The sequence below is a fragment of the Xanthomonas sp. XNM01 genome (genome assembly GCF_014851915.1).
Lineage (GTDB): Bacteria > Pseudomonadota > Gammaproteobacteria > Xanthomonadales > Xanthomonadaceae > Pseudoxanthomonas.
The window spans coordinates 933242-951762 of sequence record NZ_JACVAP010000001.1 but is presented as its reverse complement, the minus strand read 5'-3'; the positions used below and the strand labels follow the sequence as shown (position 1 = coordinate 951762).

Below are 18521 nucleotides of genomic sequence, written 5' to 3'. Positions count from 1 at the left end.
GACACGGGGGCGGCGATTGTAGCGCCGCTGCGGGCGGGGCCTGGTAGCAGGAGGCCTCTTCGCCGGTGGTCCGCGTGGCATCGGAGGCGACCGCCGCGCACGCTCCTGGCCAGTTCCTGGTCGGATCAGCGCTCGAACTTGGTCGACAGCACGATCGCCGTGGAGGTCCGCTCGACCCCGTCGATCTCGCCGATCCGGTCGGTCAGCACATCCATCTGGTTGACGTCGCCGACCACCCCCAGTGCGACCAGGTCGTACGGGCCGCTGACCGACTGCAGCGTGCGCACTTCGGGAATGGCCTGCAGGGTCTTGACCACCGCGGCCATCTTCTTGGGCGACACGGTGATCATGATGTGCGCGCGGATCCGCGCCTGCTCCAGGCCGTCGTCCACGCGCACGGTGTAGCCACGGATCACTCCCTGCTGTTCGAGCCGCTCGATCCGGCTCTGCACCGTGGTCCGCGACAGGCCCAGGCGGCGCGCGATCTGCGCGGTGGAGGCACGGGCGTCCTCGCGCAGCAGGGACAGCAGCTGGTCGTCGGAGGGGGTAAGTTTCATTTCGCCGGGATAGATTCGTCGATCCGCCGAAACTAGCATGATTTCCGATCAGATCGCCTCTGCCAATCGACGATCCCCTCCTGCTAAAAATGAAGGCCTGCTGCACCCAGCCCCTCTTGACCCCGGAGAACCGCATGACCGTCCTGGCCCCCCTCGCCCCGTTGCGCGCCCATGGCGGGCAGCGTCTGACCACCGGCCTGGACGATGCGAGCGTCGTCCGCCTGGCTGCCGGCCACCCCGCGCTGGGCGAGGCGATCGAGGCGGCCGCCGCCGAGTACGCCCGCGTGCAGCCGCACCTGGGCGAACTGCTGGAACTGGACGAACAGGCGCAGATCGCCGCGCTGCAGGAAGGCTTCGTCAACTTCTACGCCGACGACTGCGTGACCCCGTACGTGGCGCTGGCCGCACGCGGCCCGTGGGTGGTCACCCTGAAGGGCGCGGTGCTCTACGACGCCGGCGGCTACGGCATGCTCGGCTTCGGCCATGCGCCGGCCGCGGTGCTCGACGCGATGGCCAGGCCGCAGGTGATGGCCAACGTGATGACGCCGAGCCTGTCGCAGCGCCGCTTCGTCGACGCGCTGCGTGCCGAGATCGGCCACAGCCGCGGTGGCTGCCCGTTCGAGAGCTTCATGTGTCTCAACTCGGGCTCCGAGGCGGTCGGCCTGGCCGCGCGCATCGTCGACGTCAACGCCAAGCTGCAGACCGACCCGGGCGCGCGCCACGCCGGCGCCACGATCAAGCGCCTGGTGGTCAAGGGCAGCTTCCACGGCCGCACCGACCGGCCGGGCCTGTATTCGGACTCCACCCGCAAGACCTACATCCAGCACCTGGCCAGCTACCGCGACGAGGCCTCGGTGATCGCGGTGCCGCCCTACGACGAGGCCGCTCTGGAGCAGGCCTTCGCCGAGGCCGGCCGCAACGGCTGGTTCATCGAAGCGGTGTTCCTGGAACCGGTGATGGGCGAAGGCGATCCCGGCCGCTCGGTCCCGGCGTCGTTCTACCGCCTGGCGCGCCGGCTGACCCGCGAGCACGGCAGCCTGCTGCTGGTCGATTCGATCCAGGCCGGCCTGCGCGTGCACGGCACCCTGTCGCTGGTCGACTACCCCGGCTTCGAAGGCGTCGAGGCGCCGGACATGGAGACCTACTCCAAGGCGCTCAACGCCGCCCAGTTCCCGCTGTCGGTGCTGGCGGTCGACGCCCACGCGGCAGGCCTCTATCGCAAGGGCATCTACGGCAACACCATGACCGCCAACCCGCGCGGCCTGGACGTGGCCTGCGCCACCCTCGGACTGCTGACCCCGCAGGTCCGGGACAACATCCGCGCGCGCGGTGCGGACGCCCTGCGCAGGCTGGAAGCGCTCAAGGCCGAGCTCGGTGGCCTGATCACCAAGGTCCAGGGCACCGGCCTGCTGTTCTCGTGCGAGCTCTCGTCGCAGTTCAAGTGCTACGGCGCCGGCTCGACCGAGGAATGGCTGCGCATGCATGGCGTCAACGTGATCCACGGCGGCGAGAACTCGCTGCGCTTCACCCCGCACTTCCTGATGGACGACGCCGAACTGGACCTGCTGGTCGGCATGGTCGGCAGAGCGCTGCGCGAAGGTCCGCGCCGCGCGCAGACGCAGGCGGCCTGAGGTCGGTCCCGGGCGGGGACGGATCCGTTCCCGCCAGCCGCAGCCGCGGCAACGAACAGGCGCCCGGTGCATCGGCTGCACCGGGCGTTTTCATGTCGCGGATCCACGCGCGGCAGCATCTCAGTCGGCGCGCGGCGTCGCCTCGAACCGCTTCAGCGAGGCGCCGATCAGCGCCTTCGCCTCGGCCGCGTCGCCCCAGCCGTTGAGCTCGACGGTGTTGCGGCCGGCCGGCAGGTCCTTGTAGACGCGGAAGAATGCCTCGATGCGCTGGCGCTCGATCTCCGGCAGGTCGGTCAGGTCGCGGATGCCGGCATAGGTCGGGTCGACCTTGTCGGTGGGCACACCGATGATCTTCTCGTCGTGCTCGCCCTTGTCGACCATGCGCAGCACGCCGATCGGACGGAAGGCGATCAGCACGCCCGGATGCAGCGGCGCGCGGGTCAGCACCAGCGCGTCCAGCGGATCGCCGTCGCCGGCCAGGGTGCGCGGCATCGAGCCGTAATTGGCCGGATACGCCACCGGCATCGACTGGAAGCAGTCCACGTAGACCAGACCGTCCTCGCCGATCTCGTACTTGGTGAAACTGCCGGCCGGGATCTCGACAGTCAGCACCGCCTCGCCGGGTGCGATCTTCGGCTGCCGGGCCAGGAACGGGTGAGCGATGTGGTCGGACGCCACGGTGGCGAACGAGGCAACGACCAGCGCAATGGACACGAGGAGACGACGGGATGTCATCGATGGAACTCCGGCGGATGGATGGTGGCCGCCACCGGGCTGGCAGCTGGCCAAAGCCGAGGATCGAAGAGCGGCATCAGGATGAACCCACTGGCCCGGGTCGGTCGACCGGACATGCACGGCACGCACGTCGGCGACGGATCGGCACGGCCCGGCGGAGAACCGCGGGTGAATGCACCGCATGCGCGGGGCGGCAGCGACGGCGCCGCCCGGCGACCGCATCATTACTCCCAGCAACGGTCCGCACGTCCCTTCAGCGTGGCCGCACGCGTGCAGTCGCGCTGTTCGATGCGGTCATCGCGCTGCTCGAGCAGACGACGCGTACCATCGACGCCCTGCGCGATCTCGAACGCGTCGTAAAGGCGCCCGGTGGCGGTGCGCGATTCGTAGCGCAGCCGGTCGCCGTCGATGCGGATCACCTGGAACAGCTGGGTGTCCTCGGCCACCGGCGCCATCGTGCGCCTCGCCTCCGGCGACAGCCGGTACTGCTTGGCGCCGGCCACCGAGACCAGGTACTGCGGCGTCGGCTGGCCGGCCGTGGGGCCGCCACGGCGACCATAGACGTGGTCGTGGCCCTGCAGCACCAGGTCGACGCGGCGCTTCTCCAGCACCGGCAGCACGTGCTCGCGCAGCAGCGTGTTCTCGCGGTCCTGGCGCGGCGAGAACATCGGCTGGTGGATCAGCGCGATGCTCCAGCGGTGCGGATTGTCGGCCAGCACCTTGTCCAGCCAAGCCGCCTGCGCCTGCGCCGTGCCCAGGTCCAGCGCCGAGGTGCCGTCCAGCACCGCGATGCGCACGCCCTGGTAGTCGAACCAGTAGCTGGTGCCCTGCGCGCCGGGCGCGCCGTTGTCCGGCAGTGCGAACACCAGCGGCCAGTGCGCGCCGAGCACGCGCCGCTCCTGCGGCGTGTCCTCGAACTCCTCGAAGTACTCGTGGTTGCCCGGCGCCGGCGCGACCACCATCGAGGTCGGCAGCGTGCCGGTGGCGGCGAACCACTCGCCCCATTCGTTGTCGTCCTCGCCATCGCCACCGCTGACCAGGTCGCCGGCGAACAGCGCCAGCCGCGCGTCCGGCGCGTGCCGCATGCCCTCGCGCAGCACCCGGGTGCTCAGGCTCAGGTTCTTGTTCTGGGTGTCGCCGAAGTACAGCAGGGTCAGCGGCGCATCGGCCGCGGCCGCGGTGCGGGTGTGGTGCCAGGCGCTCCAGGTGCGGTCGCCCTGCACGCGCCAGGCGTACAGCGTGTCCGGCTGCAGGCCATCTACACGGACCTGGTGCTGGTGCGACAGCCCGTTCTCGGTGGTCAGCGGCGTACTGGCCGCCGGCAGCCGGCGCGGCGTGCCCATGTCCGGCGAATCGCCGGCCACGACGACTTCCAGCAGCGGCGCCTGCACTGCGGCGTCGGTACGCCAGGCCACCGCGAAGCCGCTGGCGCCATCTTGCAGCGGCGAGGCGACGATGCGGTCGGGCTGGCCGGTCGGCGCATACCAGGTCGCGCCCGCCGGCACCTGGGTGTTCGGCTCGGGCCTGCGCTGCGTATCGGCTGCCGCCGGCAGCGCCAGCGGCAACAGACAGGCCAGCATGGCGGTGGCCAGACGTCGCTGCGGCGAGGTCGTCTTCATCTGACGCGTGTCCATCGAGGTCGGGCTCATCGTGCGCATGCCGGCAGCTTCAGCGACGACGCGATGTCGCGCCAGTCCAGCGCGACCATGCCCTGGTCGTCGTGCACCGCGTACAGCACGCCGTCCGGGAAGCGCTCGCTGGCCACGTCGTGCAGCCAGATGCCGTCGGTGTTGGCGACCTGTCTGCCGGTCACCGCTCCCACGTGCGCCAGGCTGGCCCGGTCGAACAGGTGGAACACGGTCTGGCCCTTGCCCTGCTCGGTGGTCAGCCACCAGCCGCTGCCATCGGCGCAGGTCTTCAGCATGATGCCTTCGGCCTGGGCCTTGAAGACGTCGCGGCCGATGGTCCGGCCTGCGTAGCGGCCGGCAAGGTCGTAGACCTTGAGCTCGTTGGCGTAGGTCTCGTCCTCTTCGGCGATCAGCAAGCGGTCGTTGGCCGGATCGCCCCAGATCGACTCGACCACGCGCAGCGCGCCATCGGCCGTCGTGTCGCCGAACGGGCCGGTGCGTGCGACCTGCAGGCCGTCGCCTTCGACCTTCAGCGCATAGCGGTGCACGCGGCGGTTCAACTCTTCCAGCGGCGGCAGGATGTCGTTGCCCTGCGCGTCCTCGCCCTTGTCGTAGGAATCGGTGACGTACAGGTCGTAGCCGCCATCGACCTTGTTCACCCACAGCCCGTAGGGCTTGACCAGATCCTCGGCGGCGAAACTGGCCACGTGCGAGAACGCCGGCAGGCGCAGCACCTGCACACGGTGGTTGTCGCGTTCGACCACGAACAGCAGGTCGTCGACCACGGCCACGCCGTTGGGGCGATCGAACTGCTCCGGGCCGCTGCCGGCGACGCCGACCGTGCGCAGGGTCCTGCCGGTCTGTCCGTCGTAGACGACCAGCTTGTCGGTGGCCTTGGCGGTGGCGATCACCCAGGTCGCGCCGTCGGGCGCGGTCCACGCGGCGGGCGAGTCGATGTTGTCGTCCGGGGTCAGCGCGGTGACGAAGGCCTCGGTGATGACCGGCAGGTCGCGGTTCGCCTCCGCAGTGGCGGCCGCGGCAGGTCCGGCCTGCGGCGACGCTGCAGGCGCAGGCGCATCGCTCGGCGTCGGGGACGGCGTGCAGCCGCACAGGATGGCGATGGCGGCGCCCAGCGCGCACGTGCGCAGGACGGACGGAACGGAAAAACAGGTATCGCGCATGGTGGATCCTCACGGATGCCGATGGCCCGCACGGGGCGGGCCATCGGTGTCGGTCATCAGAAGCGCAGCTTCACGCCGGCGACGTAGGTGCGGCCATACAGCTCGTTCTGCAGCGTGTTGGCCGGCGAGCCCTGGTACAGCTCCAGCGGCTCGTCGAGCAGGTTGGACGCTTCGAGGAAGAAGCCCCAGCGCTCGTCGACGGTGTAATCCAGGGTGAAATCGAGCTGGGTGTTGTCGGCGACCCAGATGTCGAAGTTCGGGTCGTCGCCGATCTCGTCCAGGTACTCGCTGCGGTGCACGGCCGCGATGCGGGTGCTGAGCGCGCCCTTCTCGTAGCCGATGTGCGCGCTGTACAGGCGCTCGGACGAACGCGGCAGGCTGAAGGTCTCGCCTGCGCGGTCCTCGATCGTGCTGCCGGCCGGCAGGCGGAACTCGCTGTCCAGCCAGGTCGCACTGGCGCCGACGAGCAGGCCGTTGGAGAAATGCTGCTGCCAGTTCAGCTCGACGCCGAACACCTTCGCGTCGTCGCCGTTGACCGGCTGGACCACGTCGAAGCCCGGGTAGCCGGGGTGGCTTGTGCTCCAGGTTTCGGCGATGTAGCCCTTGATGTCCTTGTGGAACACGCCCAGCGAGACGATGCCGCTGTCGCCGAGGTAGCGCTCGACCGACAGGTCGAGGTTGCTCGACTCGTACGGATCCAGCTGTGGGTTGCCCAGTTCGACTTCGCGATCCTCGCGGTTGATCCGGGTGCGCGGCGAGATGTCGCCGAACGACGGCCGGCCGATGGTCTGGGTGTAGGCGCCGCGCAGCACCCAGGCATCGCCCAGGTCGTAGCGCAGGTGCAGGCCGGGCAGCACGCTGGTGTAGCTGCTGGAGGCCAGGCGCTGGCCGAACACGACGTTGCCGTCCTCGTCGATGTCCACGGTGTTGCCGGTGGCCTCGAACTCGGTGCGCTCGACGCGGGCACCGGCGATCAGGCGCAGGTTGCCGAGGTTGGCGGTGGCCATCAGGTACCCGGCCAGGATGTCCTCGCTGGCGACGTAGTCCTCGATCAGCGAGATCTCGGTGTTCTCCAGCACGTCCTGCGGACGCTCGCTGTACTGGCCCAGGTGGCCGGCCAGGTAGTCGCGCATGTCGCTGGAGCTGATGCCGTCGCCCATGTTGCCGTGGGTGTACTTCGGCGAACTGCGGCTCCAGCTGCCCAGGTTGAGGTCCGGGCCGCGGCGCAGCTCGTGCTCGTCGATGTCCACGTCGCGGTCGCGCCAGCGGCCGAGCAGGCCGGTCTTCCAGCCGATGGTCTCGCCGTCGTAACGGAAATTGACCGCCAGGCTGCGCTCCTCGTCGTCGACCCAGGTCGGCGCCACGACGAAGCGGTTGAATGCGTAGTTGTCGTTGTCCAGCCAGCCGCCCAAGGGCGTGTCGTTGATGGTGTAGCGCGGGATCGGGCGGGTCTGGTCGAGCACCAGCGACACATCGTCGTCGCCGGCGTACTCGAAGCGCGCCTCGACCTCGTCGGCCACGTTCTCGCGGGTCTTGGTGTAACCGACGCGGTAATCCACAGCGGCATGGCCGAAGCGGTTCTCGCCGCCGGCGCTCACGGTGAAGGTGTCTTCCTTCTTGGTACGGAAGCGTACGCGGCGGCTGAAGTCGCCCGGATCGATGCCTTCGACCGCGTACATGCCCGGGCCGGTCCGGGTGATGTCGCCCTCGCCGGTCGGGATGATGCTGTTCTGCCGGGTCTCGGCGTCGGTGAAGTCGGTATACAGCGTGCGCAGGAAGTAGCTGCTGCTGTCGTCCGGGCGCCAGTCCAGGTTGAGGTTGACGCCGGTCCGCTTGCGGTTGACGTAGTACTTGCGCTGCTGGACCTCGATCGCGACCAGGTCGTCGGACACGTCCTGGTCCAGGTAGTCGTACTCGGCCTCGATATTGTCGGACTCGTAGGTGCGGTCCTGGTAGCTCAGGCCGAACGCCACGGCGAAGGTGTCGTCGAACACGTCGCTGTAGTTGAACGAGGCCTTCGGGCTGGTCTCGCCGCTCAGGCTCTGGTGGCTCATCTCGGCCTTGGCGCGGACCGTGCGGCCGGCGCGGTCGAAGCCGCTGGCCGACTCGACCTTGATCGCGCCGCCGATCGAATCGCCGGGCATGTCCGGGGTCGGCGACTTGACCACGGTCAGGCGCTCGGTCGAGTCGGACGGGATCACGTCCAGCGGCGCGGCGCGGCTGGAATCCTCCGGCGTGCCGATCGCGATGCCGTCGACGGTGACGCTGTTGAGCGCCGCGTCCAGGCCGCGCACGACCACGAAGCGGCCTTCGCCCTGGTCGCGGGTGACGCTGACGCCCGGCAGCCGCGACAGCGACTCGCCGACGTTCTTGTCCGGGTACTGGCCCATGGCGTCGGACGAGACCGTGTCCTGGATCGCATCGGCGTTGCGTTTGTAGTCGATGGCGCGCATCTGCGACTCGAGCTGGGCGCGCACTTCCAGCGTGTCCAGCGTGATCGTGTCGGCGGCCATCGCGGGGATGGCGTCGGTGGCCTGGGCGCGCGACAGCGGGCTGACGGCCATGGCGAGAAGCGCCACGCCGATGGCGGCGGTGAGGGGGCGTTGTGGCGACACGGTGGGTTCCCGTCGAGAGTGATGAAGGACGGGTGGGCACGCTATTGCAGCGATCCTGCACAGGTGTGACAGCGCCGAGGCGATCGCATGACGCCCGCATCGCAGGGTCATCGCCGCGTCATCCCCTCGCCCGCCGACGGTCACATCGGGCAGACTTGTCGCCTCCCCCTGCCCGGTCGCCCGCATGAAGATCGTCGAAGTCCGTCACCCCCTGGTCCAGCACAAGATCGGCCTGCTGCGCGATGCCGCGCTCAGCACCAAGGGTTTCCGCGAACTGGTCACCGAACTGGGCACGCTGCTGGCCTACGAGGCCACCGCCGATCTGGCCACCGAGACCGCGACGATGCAGGGCTGGGCAGGCGAGGTCCAGGTCCAGCGCATCGCCGGCGCCAAGATCACCCTGGTGCCGATCCTGCGCGCGGGCCTGGGCATGCTGCCGGGCGTGCTGGCGCTGATCCCGGCCGCGCGCGTCAGCGTGGTCGGCCTGCAGCGCGACGAGGAGACGCTGCAGCCGGTGCCCTACTTCGAGCGCCTGACCGGCCGCCTGGAAGAGCGCGATGCGCTGATCCTGGACCCGATGCTGGCCACCGGCGGCAGCCTGATCGCCACCATCGACATGCTCAAGCGCGCCGGCGCGCGCCGGATCAAGGGCATCTTCCTGGTCGCCGCGCCGGAAGGCCTGGCCGCCGTGGAAGCCGCGCATCCGGACGTGGAGATCTACACCGCCGCGGTCGACGAACGGCTCAACGAAAAGGGCTACATCCTGCCGGGCCTCGGCGACGCGGGCGACCGCATCTTCGGCACGCGCCTGGAGCACTGATCCGGGCCGGGAACGGGATGCCGCCCGCGATCCGCGGGCGCCGCCTCCATCCGTATCCGGCTGCGGTTCAGCGCCGCACCCAGCGCTCGCCCTCGCCGGCCGGCGCCTGCAGCAACGCCGCGGCCGCCTGGTCGTGCAACAGCTGCGCCTTCAGGAAGGCGGTGCCGACCTCGCTGGCGCGCTGCTGGTGCGTCGTGGTCTCCCCCGCGATCAGGTTGTGGGTGCCGCCGCTCAGCACCAGCGCGTGCTTGTCGCCGGCAGGCGCGGTCTCGATGGGATACAGGTGGTCGTGCCAGTCGGTGACGAAGCCGGGCACCAGGTCGGCATCGCCGGTGACGATCAATGCCGGCACCGCGACGCCTGCATAGGCCTGCGCATCGACCAGGCCGGGAATCCTGCCCGGCGACGAGTAGCCCACCACCGCCGAGACCCGCGGATCGCGCAGCGGCATCATTCCGGCCAGTGCGCCGCCCAGGCACAGCGAGACCAGCGTGCCGTAGCTGTGGCCGGCAGCGGCCACCGGAGCATCGGGCCAGTGCTGCGCCACGTAGTCGCTGGTGGCACGCATGTCGGCCAGCCGTTCGATGAAGCCCTGCTGCATCGAGAAGCGCTCGCGTTCCGGGTACTTCAACGAATCGACGTGCAGCGGCGCGACCACCACGAAGCCGGCGGCCTGCCAGCCATCGAGCAGGTGCCCGTAGTGTTCGGGCCAGCCACCATGCCCGCTGGAGAACATCACCACCCCGCGTACCGGGCCCTCCGGCTCCCAGACCGTCATCGTGGTGCTGCGCCCGGTCGGCACCTCCAGTGGCACGGTGCGGGCGGGCGCCGCGGCGGCGGCGGCGGCCACTGCGAACACCAGCGCCGCGGCGGCGATCAGACGGGAGAACAACGACATCCGGTGCATGGCAGGCGTCCGTGGGGAATGGACACAGTCTGCGCGGCGGCACCCGGCCAGCGCAGGCCCGGTGGTCACCGGATCATGGTGCCGGAAGTCACTTCGCGCGCGTGGTGTCGCCCTGCGGCGTCTCCGGCGTCAGCACCTGGATCGCCGCAGCCACATAGACCAGCGGTGCGTTCCAGTTGATCGCCACCTCGTTGCTGGCATAGCTGCACTGGTGATCCAGCCAGGACAACGCCGGCAAGCTGGACGGATACGGCACCGGGCAGTCCTTCGCGTCCTGCTGCCCCGGATTGGGGCCGCCAGCCAGCAGGCCCGGCACCGGTGCGTCCACGCCGTCGGCCTCGGATGGCCGATGGTGGATGTGCTGCGGCGTACGCAGGCCATGGCCGGTCACGAAGGACACCCCCAGCGGATTGCGCCCGAGCACGTAGTCCAGCAGCGACTGCGCCGCGTCCAGATGCTCGCGCTGCCCGGACAGCCGATAGCCCTGCACCAGCATCATCGCCTGGTTCAGCGCCACCGCATTGCTGCCCCAGCGGAAGTCGCCGGCCTCCATGCTGAGCCGCCACGGCGACTGCCGCCAGCGTGCGGCCAGTTCGTCTGCAAGCGTCAGCATGCGTGCCTGCACCTCCACCCGCGCATCCTCCGATGGCAACTGCTGCAGGTGGCTGGCCAGCGAGATCCAGGCCAGCCCGCCGACGTCGGGCCAGCCCGGGACGCCAGGACCGATGCCCTGCCCGGCGAACACCGCGTAGTACTCCGGGTCGCCGGTCAGCAGGTACAGCTCGGCCGCCGCCCACGCGAACTCGTCGGCCAGATGCGCGTCGCCGTACTCGCCGGTGAGCACGTCGGCCGGCTGCCGGTAAAGCACGTCGGGATTGGCCCGCGCCCAGCGCCAGGCGGACTCCGCGGCGGCGCGCATGCGCGCCGCCGCGCCGGGAAACTGCGCCTCCTGTCCGGCGTAGATCCGGCTGGCGACCGCCATCAGGGCGGCGAAATCCAGCGTCGCCGCGGTGCTCTTCTGCACCACGTAGCGCACGCCGCGCGCCTGCGCCGGCATCACGCTGCCATCGAACTGCTTGCCGGTGAGCTTGTGGTACACGCCGCCATCGCCGGGGTCCTGCATGGCCAGCAGCCATTCCAGATTCCACCAGGCTTCGTCGAGGATGTCGGGCGCGGCATTGCCGCTCTCGGGAATGCCGGTACTGCGGTGCGCGAACCAGTCTGGGAAATGTTCGTAGGCGGCCAGCAGCGTGTAGGTCGCGATGCCGGAATTGACCACGTACTTGTTGTAGTCGCCTGCGTCGTACCAGCCCTTCGGCGCACTGATCCTGCTGCCTGCAGGACGCCCCGGCGAAGCGGCCGACGGATGGATCCGCACATCGGTGTCCGGGTGGCCGGCCGCGCGCGCATGCGCACCGGCCAGGGACTGCGGCAGCGCGGTGCTGGCGCGATTGAAGTAGAACGCCTTCAGCGCCGCATCGCCGAGCGCGGCATACGCGTCGGTCGCGACCGGGAACGGATCGGACGGCGCCAGCCCGTCGACGCGGATCCGGTACCGACCGGGCGCGCGCAGCGTATCCAGATCGGCCAGCGCCGCCGTGCGTCCCGCCGGCGGCCACGACGCTGCCTGCGCCAGCGCACCGCGCAGCACCACCTTCCCGCCTGCCGCGTCGTCGACCACCTCGAAACGCGCGCCCTCCCCAGCGCCCTCCACCAGCGCGAGCTTGTGCGCGCCGGGCAGGAACCCGAGCTGGTTCAGCCGGATCGGGCCACTGATGCCGCCGTCCTCGATCGCCCGTACCGGCTCGGCGCTGCCCGGGGCGGCGGCCGGCGCGTGCGGACCTCCCTGCGAGCAGCCGGCCAGCATCAGCAGCGGCAGCGCCAGGCAGGCGCGGCTGGAACGGCGGTGGTGGAATGACGAACGCATGCAGGGCTCCTGGCATCGGGATGGTGCCGATGCATGATCATCGCCCGACGCGTCGTCAGGCTGCCAGCGCCCGGGCCTGGAGCTCGGACACTTCGTGCCCGGTGCCGAAACGCCCCCTCTCGTCGCGCACCACCTGGGCCAGGGCGCAGTCCGGGTCGTGGGTGAAGAACAGGTGCACGTTGCGCGCGAGCTTGTCCTCGAGGAAGGCACGCTTCTCGTCGATCAGCAGCTCGGCGTTGCGGTCGTAGCCCATCGTGATCGGCAGGTGCACCCAGGAGCGTCCGGGAATCAGGTCCGCACAGAACACCACGCCGCCGTGCGGCTGTCCGTCCACCAGTTCGGGGCCGACGATCTCGGCCAGCATCAGTCCCGGCGTATGCCCGTCGCTGAAGCTGAAACGCACCGCGTCGCCGAGCGCGGTCGACTGCGGACCGTCGACGATCTCGAGCCGGCCACTGGCTTCGAGCAGCCCGGGCAGTTCGGGGATGAAGCTGGCCCGGTCGCGCGGATGCGGATGGCGCGCGCGCTCCCAGTGCGCGGCACCGACCAGATAGGTCGCATTCGGAAACAACAGCTCAGGCGCGCGCCCCTCGGCCCAGGGCGCGAGCAGGCCGCCGGCATGGTCGAAATGCAGGTGGCTGAGCACCACCACGTCGACGTCCTCGTGCTCGAAGCCGGCGGTACGCAGCGATTCCACCAGCACGTGGCGGTCTTCCTGCACCCCGTAGCGCTCGCGCAGCTTCGGCTCGAAGAACGCACCGATGCCGGTCTCGAACAGCACGGTCTTGCCGTTGAGCGGACTGGCCAGCAGCGCGCGGCAGGCCAGGTCGATGCGGTTCTGCGGATCGGGCGGCGCCCAGCGCTCCCACATCGCCTTGGGCGCATTGCCGAACATGGAGCCGCCGTCGAGCTTCTGCGAATTGCCGCGGAGTGACCAGAGTTTCATGCGCGGATGCTAGCGGCGTGCGGGTTAAGAATCCGCAAGTCGCCCGCGCCGCCGGTACCCGCGACAGCTGCCAGGGCCGACACGGGCCCTGGCTGCCGTCGATCGCTCAGGGAGAGGCCGGCGCGCGCGCCTTCGGGGCGCGCACCTCGGCACGGCCGACGTCGTTGCGCGGATCGCTACCGCCGCTGAGCGTGTTGTCGCGCAGGTCCCACTGCACGGTCTGCAGGTTGCCCCAGACATGACTCGAGGCACTGCCCTGCACCCGGTCCTCGGGCAGGTCCAGGGTGTGGCCCTTCGCCCGCAGCGCGGACGCCACCTCGGGCGCGAAGGTGCCGCTCTCGGCCTGGACCACGTCCGGCATCCACTGGTGGTGGTAGCGGTGCACCGCGGCGACTTCCTGCGGGCTCAGCCCGTCGGCATAACCGAGCACGCCCAGCAGCACCATCGTGATGATGCGGCTGCCGCCCGGGGTACCGAGCACGGCGACCTTGTCCGGCGAGACCATGAAGGTGGGGGTCATCGAGCTGAGCGGGCGCTTGCCCGGCTCGGGCGCGTTGGCCTCGTAGCCCATCACGCCGAAGGCGTTGGGCTGGCCCGGCAGCAGCGCGAAGTCGTCCATCTCGTTGTTCAGCAGCACGCCGGTGCCCGGCGGCACCAGCCCGGAGCCGAACAGCAGGTTCACCGTCTGCGTGCCGGCCACGCGGTTGCCGTCGGCGTCGATGATCGAGAAGTGGGTGGTCTCCTCGTCCTCCAGCGGCGTGGGCAGGCCGGAGAACACGTCGCTGGGTGTCGCCTTGTCCGGGTTGATCGTCGCGCGCAGGCCGGCCGCGTAATAGCGGCTGCTCAGCACGTCGACCGGCACGTGCACGAAATCCGGGTCGCCCAGATAGAAGGTGCGGTCGCGGAACGCGCGGCGCATCGATTCGATGGTCAGGTGCGCCCGCTGCGCAGGCTCCAGCGCCGACAGGTTCCAGCCGCCCAGGATCTGCAGCATCTGCGCCAGCGCGATGCCACCCGAGGACGGCGGCGGCGCGGTCACGATCTCCCAGCCGCGGTAGTCGAAGCGCAGCGGCTCGCGCTCCCTGACGGTGTAACCGGCCAGTTCCTCGGCGGTCCAGCGCCCGCCTTCGGCGCGCACGCCGGCCAGCAGCTTCTTCGCCACCGGGCCGCGGTAGAAGCCGTCGAAGCCCTGTGCGCCCAGCGCCTCGAGAGTGCGGGCCAGGTCGGCCTGCTTCAGGATCTGGCCCTGCACCGGCGGCTTGCCGTCGCGCAGGAACACGCCGCGGGTGCCGGCATACCGCTCCATCACCTTGCTGCGCGCCGCGTAGCCGCGCTCGAGCCGGGCATAGACCGGAAATCCGTCGCGGGCCAGGCGCACGGCGGGCGCCAGGCTGGTCGACAGCGGCAGCCGGCCGTAGCGCTCGGCCATGTGCACCAGCGCGGCGGGCAGCCCCGGAATGCCCGCGGCCCAGGCGCCGTTCTGCGCGCGGTCCTTGTCCAGCCGCCCCTGCGCGTCGCGGTAGCGGTCCTGGGTGGCCGAGGCCGGCGAGGTCTCGCGCGCGTCGATGAACACGTCGCGGCCGGTGCCGGCGTCGTGCAGCAGGAAGAACCCGCCGCCGCCCAGGCCGGAGCTGATCGGTTCGACCACCGACAGGGCGGCCGACACCGCGACCGCCGCATCGAAGGCGTTGCCGCCCTGGTCCAGGATCTCGAACCCGGCCTCGGTCGCCAGCGCGTGGGCGCTGGCGATGGCCGCGGCCCCGGGCTTCGCGGGTGGCTGCGCTCGGTCGGCGGCGGGAGCCGGCACGACGACGAGAAGGGCGAACAGCGCGCACGCGCGAAGCGCCAGGCTCATGGGGGATCCTCGTGGGTATAGAACTCGGGGTGTTCCTGCTCGAGCCGGCGCAGCTTGAGCAGCAGCGCGTCCTGGCTTTCGGGGAAGGCAGGGTCCGGATCGATGCATTCGACCGGACAGACGACCACGCACTGTGGCTCGTCGAAGTGGCCGACGCATTCGGTGCAGCGGGCCGGATCGATCACGTAGATGGTTTCACCCATCGAGATGGCGCGGTTCGGACAGGCCGGCTCGCACACATCGCAGTTGACGCAGGTTTCGTTGATCTTCAGGGACATGGTGCTGCTCGGGTCGTGGCTGCTGCTCCCCGAGGGTGCGGCTCCACCCGAAGGTGCCGATCCCCGCCAGTGCGGGGATCGGATCCGCCGGCGCCCGGCCGCCGCAGCGACCGGGCACGCAGGCTTACTTGGCTTCGACGAACACGTACTCGGCGCCGGTCGGCGCGATCGCCGCCTGGGCACGCGCGTTGTCGGCCGCATCGCCGATGAACAGCACGCGCACGCCCTTCAGCGTGTCGGCCGGCACATCCTTGAACGCCACTTCGATCAGCTCGGCCATCCTGGCCGAGGCCGGCGAACCGAAGGCCAGCAGGTTGCCCTTCTGGATGCCGCGCTGCATCGCCGTGGTGGCCGACTCGACCTGGCGCTCGTACTTGGCCTGGAACTCCGGATCGGACTCCGGCGGCAGGTAGTACAGGAACGGGTTGTTGCTGATCGTGCCCATGTTCTCCTGCACGACCGCCGGCAGGTAGGTCTTCCAGCCCGCGTCGTCGTCCTTGCCGGGGGCGGCCAGGACCTTGGCTTCGGTGGCTTCGTTGCTCACCGCCTCTTCCTTCTTGCAGCCGGCCAGGGCCAGCGGGGCGATCAGGCAAGCGGCCAGCAGCAGCCGAGTGGACTTGTTCATCAGGAACCTCCCGTCATCGATTGATCTAATTGTTGGAAACAGCGTCGCCCTGCCGTGCAGCCTGCAGGGCGGCGGCCACCGCCGGTGTCACGAAGCCCGAGATGTCGCCTCCCAGTCGGGCGATCTCGCGCACCAGCGAGGACGAGATGAAGCTGTACTGCTCGGCCGGGGTCAGGAACAGGGTCTCGACCTCCGGGATCAGATGGCGGTTCATGCTCGCCATCTGGAACTCGTATTCGAAATCCGACACCGCGCGCAGCCCGCGCAGCAGCACGCCGGCACCGACATCGCGCACGAAGTGGGCCAGCAGCGAGTCGAAGCCGCACACTTCCACGTTCGGATGCGCCGCCAGCGCCTGCCGGGCCAGGTCGACGCGCAGTTGCAGCGGCAACGTCGGGCCTTTGACCTGGCTCTCGGCCACGCCCACGATCACGCGCTCGAACAGCGGCGCGGCCCGTGCCACCAGGTCGATGTGACCGTTGGTGATCGGGTCGAAGGTTCCGGGATAGATGGCGGTGCGGCTGTTGGCCACGGCTGTGCGTATTCAGGGCGCCGGATCGGCGTCGGCCAGTGTATCAGCGCCCCGTCGCCCGGGGCCACGATGCAGCGCCGCCCGCGCCTGCGCGGTCACCAGTTCGCGATGCAGCGGCCAGTCCGGCGGCAGCACGGGCGCCTGCGCCGGTGGGCTTTCCAGATACAGCCAGGCATCGCCGGCCAGGCGCGGCAGCAGGCCGGTCAGTGCGTCCTGCCACAGGCCGTCGGCGAACGGCGGATCGACGAAGGCGATGTGGAACGCGGCCGGGGGCTGGGCCGCCAGCCAGCGCAGCGCGTCGCCCTGGACCACCTCGATCCGCTCCTGCGCGCCCAGCCGGGTGACCGTCTCGCGCAACGCGGCGGCGGCGGTCGGATGCTGCTCGACCAGCACCGCCGAGGCAGCTCCCCGCGATACGGCCTCGAACCCGAGCGCGCCACTGCCCGCGAACAGGTCGAGCACGCGCGCGCCGGGCAGCGCCGGCATCAGCCAGTTGAACAGGGTCTCGCGGACCCGGTCGGAGGTCGGGCGCAGCCCGGGTGCACCGGTCACGGCCAGACGGGTGCCACGCCAGCGTCCACCGACGATGCGTACCGCGCCCGGCGCCACCGCAGGGCCCGGCACGCCGCGGCGAGGCCGATGGTTCATCGTCGCCTCCGCGACACGGGACGACGACGAAGGCGTGAGGGGGGCGGTGCTAGCATGTGCGCATTCTCCGATATCCGTGCCCGATGGTCAGTTTTTTCCGCCGCAAGAAGCCGCAACCCGACCCCGCCACCGGCAACGCCGGCAGCCGATTCAGTGCCGAAGACCTGGCCGCGGCGTTCCCCAATGCGCCATCGGCACCGCCTCCGGCGCCCGTCGAACCGCCCGCGCCCGAACCCGCGCCGGTCGCCGGACAGGTGCCGGTCGAGGCGGTCGACGGCGCGGTCATCGCGCCGATCGCCACCACGGTGACCGCCGAGGTGGTGACGCAGGAGATCGTGGCCGCCGAGGTCGTCGCGCCGGCCGCGGTGATCACGGCCGATCCGCCCGCCGATGCGGCGATCACCCAGGACATGGTCGCGCCCGCGGCGGCACCGGGCAAACCGGGCTGGCGCGAGCGCCTGCGCAACAGCAGCTTCGCCCGCAGCTTCGGCGGCCTGTTCTCGCGCAACCCGCGCCTGGACGACGACCTGCTGGACGAGATCGAGACGGCGCTGCTGACCGCCGACGTCGGCGTCGCCGCGACCACGTCGCTGGTCGACAGCCTGCGCAAGCGCATGAAGGGGCGCGAGTTCAGCGACGCCAACGCCTTGCTGGCCGCGCTGCGCGCCGACCTGATCGCCCTGCTGAAGCCGGTCGCGGTGCCGCTGCAGATCGACCGTGGCGTGCGCCCGTTCGTGCTGCTGACCGTCGGCGTCAACGGCGTCGGCAAGACCACGACCATCGGCAAGCTGGCCAGGCGCTTCAAGGACGAGGGCCGCGGCCTGATGCTGGCCGCAGGCGACACCTTCCGCGCCGCCGCCGTGGCCCAGCTCCAGGCCTGGGGCGAACGCAACGGCGTGGCCGTGGTCGCCCAGGGTCAGAACGCCGACCCCGCCTCGGTCGCGTTCGACGCGCTGCAGGCGGCGAAGGCGCGCGGCACCGAGATCCTGATCGCCGACACCGCCGGCCGGCTGCACACCCAGACCGGCCTGATGAACGAGCTGGGCAAGATCAAGCGCGTGCTGCACAAGCTCGACCCGGCCGCTCCGCACGAGGTGCTGATGGTGATCGACGGCACCACCGGCCAGAACGCGCTGTCGCAGCTCCGCCAGTTCCACGCGGCGGTCGGCGTCACCGGCCTGGTCGTGACCAAGCTGGACGGCACCGCCAAGGGCGGCGTGGTGTTCGCACTGGCCCGCGAGTTCGGCATTCCGATCCGCTTCGCCGGCATCGGCGAGCGCCCCGAGGACCTGCGCGTGTTCGATGCGGAGGCCTTCGTCGATGCGCTGCTGCCCGAAGCGCTGGGCGGCAGCTGAGACGCGCGGCGCGTGAGGTCGCCCGGCCGCTCGCGTCGCGCCCGGTCGGCGACCGGGAGAGCGATGACCGTTCGGCGGCCGGCGACCGCGTCATGTGGGTCATCCGGTCCGCGCGCCGTGATTCGCAGTCCTGCCCTGACCCGAAACCCAGCACCGCCCAGGGCAGGCCAGCCGCGCCATGGCGCCGTTGCCACCCTCGCCGACGCACGCCCCTGACCAGGCCGGCTCCCCCGATGCCCGCGCAGCCGGGGCTCCACCGACGTCCCCGCCCGCCAGCCACA

Annotated in this window: 16 protein-coding genes; 3 read left to right on the top strand and 13 right to left on the bottom strand. The window is 70.6% G+C overall.

Annotated elements, in window-relative coordinates; translation table 11 throughout:
* Positions 1-125: 125 nt before the first annotated feature.
* Positions 126-557: an Lrp/AsnC family transcriptional regulator gene (locus tag IB242_RS04275; RefSeq protein WP_192276170.1), complete on the bottom strand. Its 432-nt coding sequence runs from the start codon at positions 555-557 to the stop codon at positions 126-128.
* A 134-nt stretch (positions 558-691) separates the two neighbouring features.
* Between IB242_RS04275 and IB242_RS04270 the strand changes: the two genes are divergently transcribed.
* Entirely contained in the window at positions 692-2188 is a 1497-nt protein-coding gene (locus IB242_RS04270) for an aminotransferase class III-fold pyridoxal phosphate-dependent enzyme (protein WP_192276168.1), read from the top strand.
* A 120-nt stretch (positions 2189-2308) separates the two neighbouring features.
* Here the strand turns inward: IB242_RS04270 and IB242_RS04265 are convergent, their stop codons facing one another.
* From IB242_RS04265 to IB242_RS04250, 4 genes are all read right to left on the bottom strand, one after another.
* Positions 2309-2923, bottom strand: a complete 615-nt coding sequence (locus IB242_RS04265; protein ID WP_192276166.1) for an inorganic diphosphatase — start codon at positions 2921-2923, stop codon at positions 2309-2311.
* A 224-nt stretch (positions 2924-3147) separates the two neighbouring features.
* Positions 3148-4542, bottom strand: a complete 1395-nt coding sequence (locus tag IB242_RS04260; RefSeq protein WP_192276164.1) for a metallophosphoesterase family protein — start codon at positions 4540-4542, stop codon at positions 3148-3150.
* Positions 4543-4568: 26 nt separating this feature from the next.
* The gene (locus IB242_RS04255; RefSeq protein ID WP_192276162.1) at positions 4569-5732 is read right to left on the bottom strand and encodes a phytase; all 1164 of its coding nucleotides are present in this window, start codon (positions 5730-5732) and stop codon (positions 4569-4571) included.
* A 56-nt stretch (positions 5733-5788) separates the two neighbouring features.
* The gene (locus IB242_RS04250) at positions 5789-8347 is read right to left on the bottom strand and encodes a TonB-dependent receptor (protein ID WP_192276160.1); all 2559 of its coding nucleotides are present in this window, start codon (positions 8345-8347) and stop codon (positions 5789-5791) included.
* Between the two features lie 184 nt (positions 8348-8531).
* On the opposite strand from IB242_RS04250, the gene upp reads away from it, so the two are divergent.
* Entirely contained in the window at positions 8532-9167 is a 636-nt protein-coding gene (gene upp, locus IB242_RS04245) for a uracil phosphoribosyltransferase (RefSeq protein ID WP_192276158.1), read from the top strand.
* Positions 9168-9234: 67 nt separating this feature from the next.
* On the opposite strand, the gene IB242_RS04240 is transcribed toward upp, so the two are convergent.
* From IB242_RS04240 to rsmD, 8 genes are all read right to left on the bottom strand, one after another.
* Entirely contained in the window at positions 9235-10065 is an 831-nt protein-coding gene (locus IB242_RS04240) for an alpha/beta hydrolase (RefSeq protein ID WP_192276156.1), read from the bottom strand.
* A 97-nt stretch (positions 10066-10162) separates the two neighbouring features.
* A complete protein-coding gene (locus IB242_RS04235) occupies positions 10163-12001 on the bottom strand; it encodes a glycoside hydrolase family 9 protein (protein ID WP_225540014.1) in 1839 nt (612 codons plus the stop codon).
* A 55-nt stretch (positions 12002-12056) separates the two neighbouring features.
* On the bottom strand, positions 12057-12947 hold the full coding sequence (locus IB242_RS04230; RefSeq protein ID WP_192276154.1) for an MBL fold metallo-hydrolase: 891 nt from the start codon (positions 12945-12947) through the stop codon (positions 12057-12059).
* A 106-nt stretch (positions 12948-13053) separates the two neighbouring features.
* Positions 13054-14802, bottom strand: a complete 1749-nt coding sequence (gene ggt, locus IB242_RS04225; RefSeq protein ID WP_192276152.1) for a gamma-glutamyltransferase — start codon at positions 14800-14802, stop codon at positions 13054-13056.
* Positions 14799-15080, bottom strand: coding sequence for a YfhL family 4Fe-4S dicluster ferredoxin (locus tag IB242_RS04220; protein WP_192276150.1), 282 nt, complete (start codon positions 15078-15080; stop codon positions 14799-14801). Before IB242_RS04220 ends, ggt begins: the two co-directional genes overlap by 4 nt.
* A gap of 124 nt (positions 15081-15204) precedes the next feature.
* Positions 15205-15705 carry a hypothetical protein gene (locus tag IB242_RS04215; RefSeq protein WP_192276148.1) on the bottom strand — a complete coding sequence of 167 codons (501 nt, stop codon included), beginning with the start codon at positions 15703-15705 and terminating at the stop codon, positions 15205-15207.
* A 25-nt stretch (positions 15706-15730) separates the two neighbouring features.
* The gene (gene coaD / locus IB242_RS04210; RefSeq protein WP_192277718.1) at positions 15731-16249 is read right to left on the bottom strand and encodes a pantetheine-phosphate adenylyltransferase; all 519 of its coding nucleotides are present in this window, start codon (positions 16247-16249) and stop codon (positions 15731-15733) included.
* On the bottom strand, positions 16250-16885 hold the full coding sequence (gene rsmD / locus IB242_RS04205; protein ID WP_192276146.1) for a 16S rRNA (guanine(966)-N(2))-methyltransferase RsmD: 636 nt from the start codon (positions 16883-16885) through the stop codon (positions 16250-16252).
* Positions 16886-16968: 83 nt separating this feature from the next.
* Between rsmD and ftsY the strand changes: the two genes are divergently transcribed.
* Positions 16969-18240, top strand: a complete 1272-nt coding sequence (gene ftsY, locus IB242_RS04200; RefSeq protein WP_192276144.1) for a signal recognition particle-docking protein FtsY — start codon at positions 16969-16971, stop codon at positions 18238-18240.
* Positions 18241-18521 lie beyond the last annotated feature (281 nt).

Excerpts from the sequence above, each read along its gene's own strand:
- IB242_RS04220 (WP_192276150.1), bottom strand. The coding sequence starts at position 15,080 with ATGTCCCTGAAGATCAACGAAACCTGCGTCAACTGCGATGTGTGCGAG.
- ftsY (WP_192276144.1), top strand. The coding sequence starts at position 16,969 with ATGGTCAGTTTTTTCCGCCGCAAGAAGCCGCAACCCGACCCCGCCACC.
- IB242_RS04215 (WP_192276148.1), bottom strand. The coding sequence starts at position 15,705 with ATGAACAAGTCCACTCGGCTGCTGCTGGCCGCTTGCCTGATCGCCCCG.
- IB242_RS04235 (WP_225540014.1), bottom strand. The coding sequence starts at position 12,001 with ATGCGTTCGTCATTCCACCACCGCCGTTCCAGCCGCGCCTGCCTGGCG.
- IB242_RS04240 (WP_192276156.1), bottom strand. The coding sequence starts at position 10,065 with ATGTCGTTGTTCTCCCGTCTGATCGCCGCCGCGGCGCTGGTGTTCGCA.
- IB242_RS04260 (WP_192276164.1), bottom strand. The coding sequence starts at position 4,542 with ATGAAGACGACCTCGCCGCAGCGACGTCTGGCCACCGCCATGCTGGCC.
- IB242_RS04230 (WP_192276154.1), bottom strand. The coding sequence starts at position 12,947 with ATGAAACTCTGGTCACTCCGCGGCAATTCGCAGAAGCTCGACGGCGGC.
- IB242_RS04270 (WP_192276168.1), top strand. The coding sequence starts at position 692 with ATGACCGTCCTGGCCCCCCTCGCCCCGTTGCGCGCCCATGGCGGGCAG.
- rsmD (WP_192276146.1), bottom strand. The coding sequence starts at position 16,885 with ATGAACCATCGGCCTCGCCGCGGCGTGCCGGGCCCTGCGGTGGCGCCG.
- IB242_RS04255 (WP_192276162.1), bottom strand. The coding sequence starts at position 5,732 with ATGCGCGATACCTGTTTTTCCGTTCCGTCCGTCCTGCGCACGTGCGCG.
- upp (WP_192276158.1), top strand. The coding sequence starts at position 8,532 with ATGAAGATCGTCGAAGTCCGTCACCCCCTGGTCCAGCACAAGATCGGC.
- ggt (WP_192276152.1), bottom strand. The coding sequence starts at position 14,802 with ATGAGCCTGGCGCTTCGCGCGTGCGCGCTGTTCGCCCTTCTCGTCGTC.
- IB242_RS04275 (WP_192276170.1), bottom strand. The coding sequence starts at position 557 with ATGAAACTTACCCCCTCCGACGACCAGCTGCTGTCCCTGCTGCGCGAG.
- IB242_RS04265 (WP_192276166.1), bottom strand. The coding sequence starts at position 2,923 with ATGACATCCCGTCGTCTCCTCGTGTCCATTGCGCTGGTCGTTGCCTCG.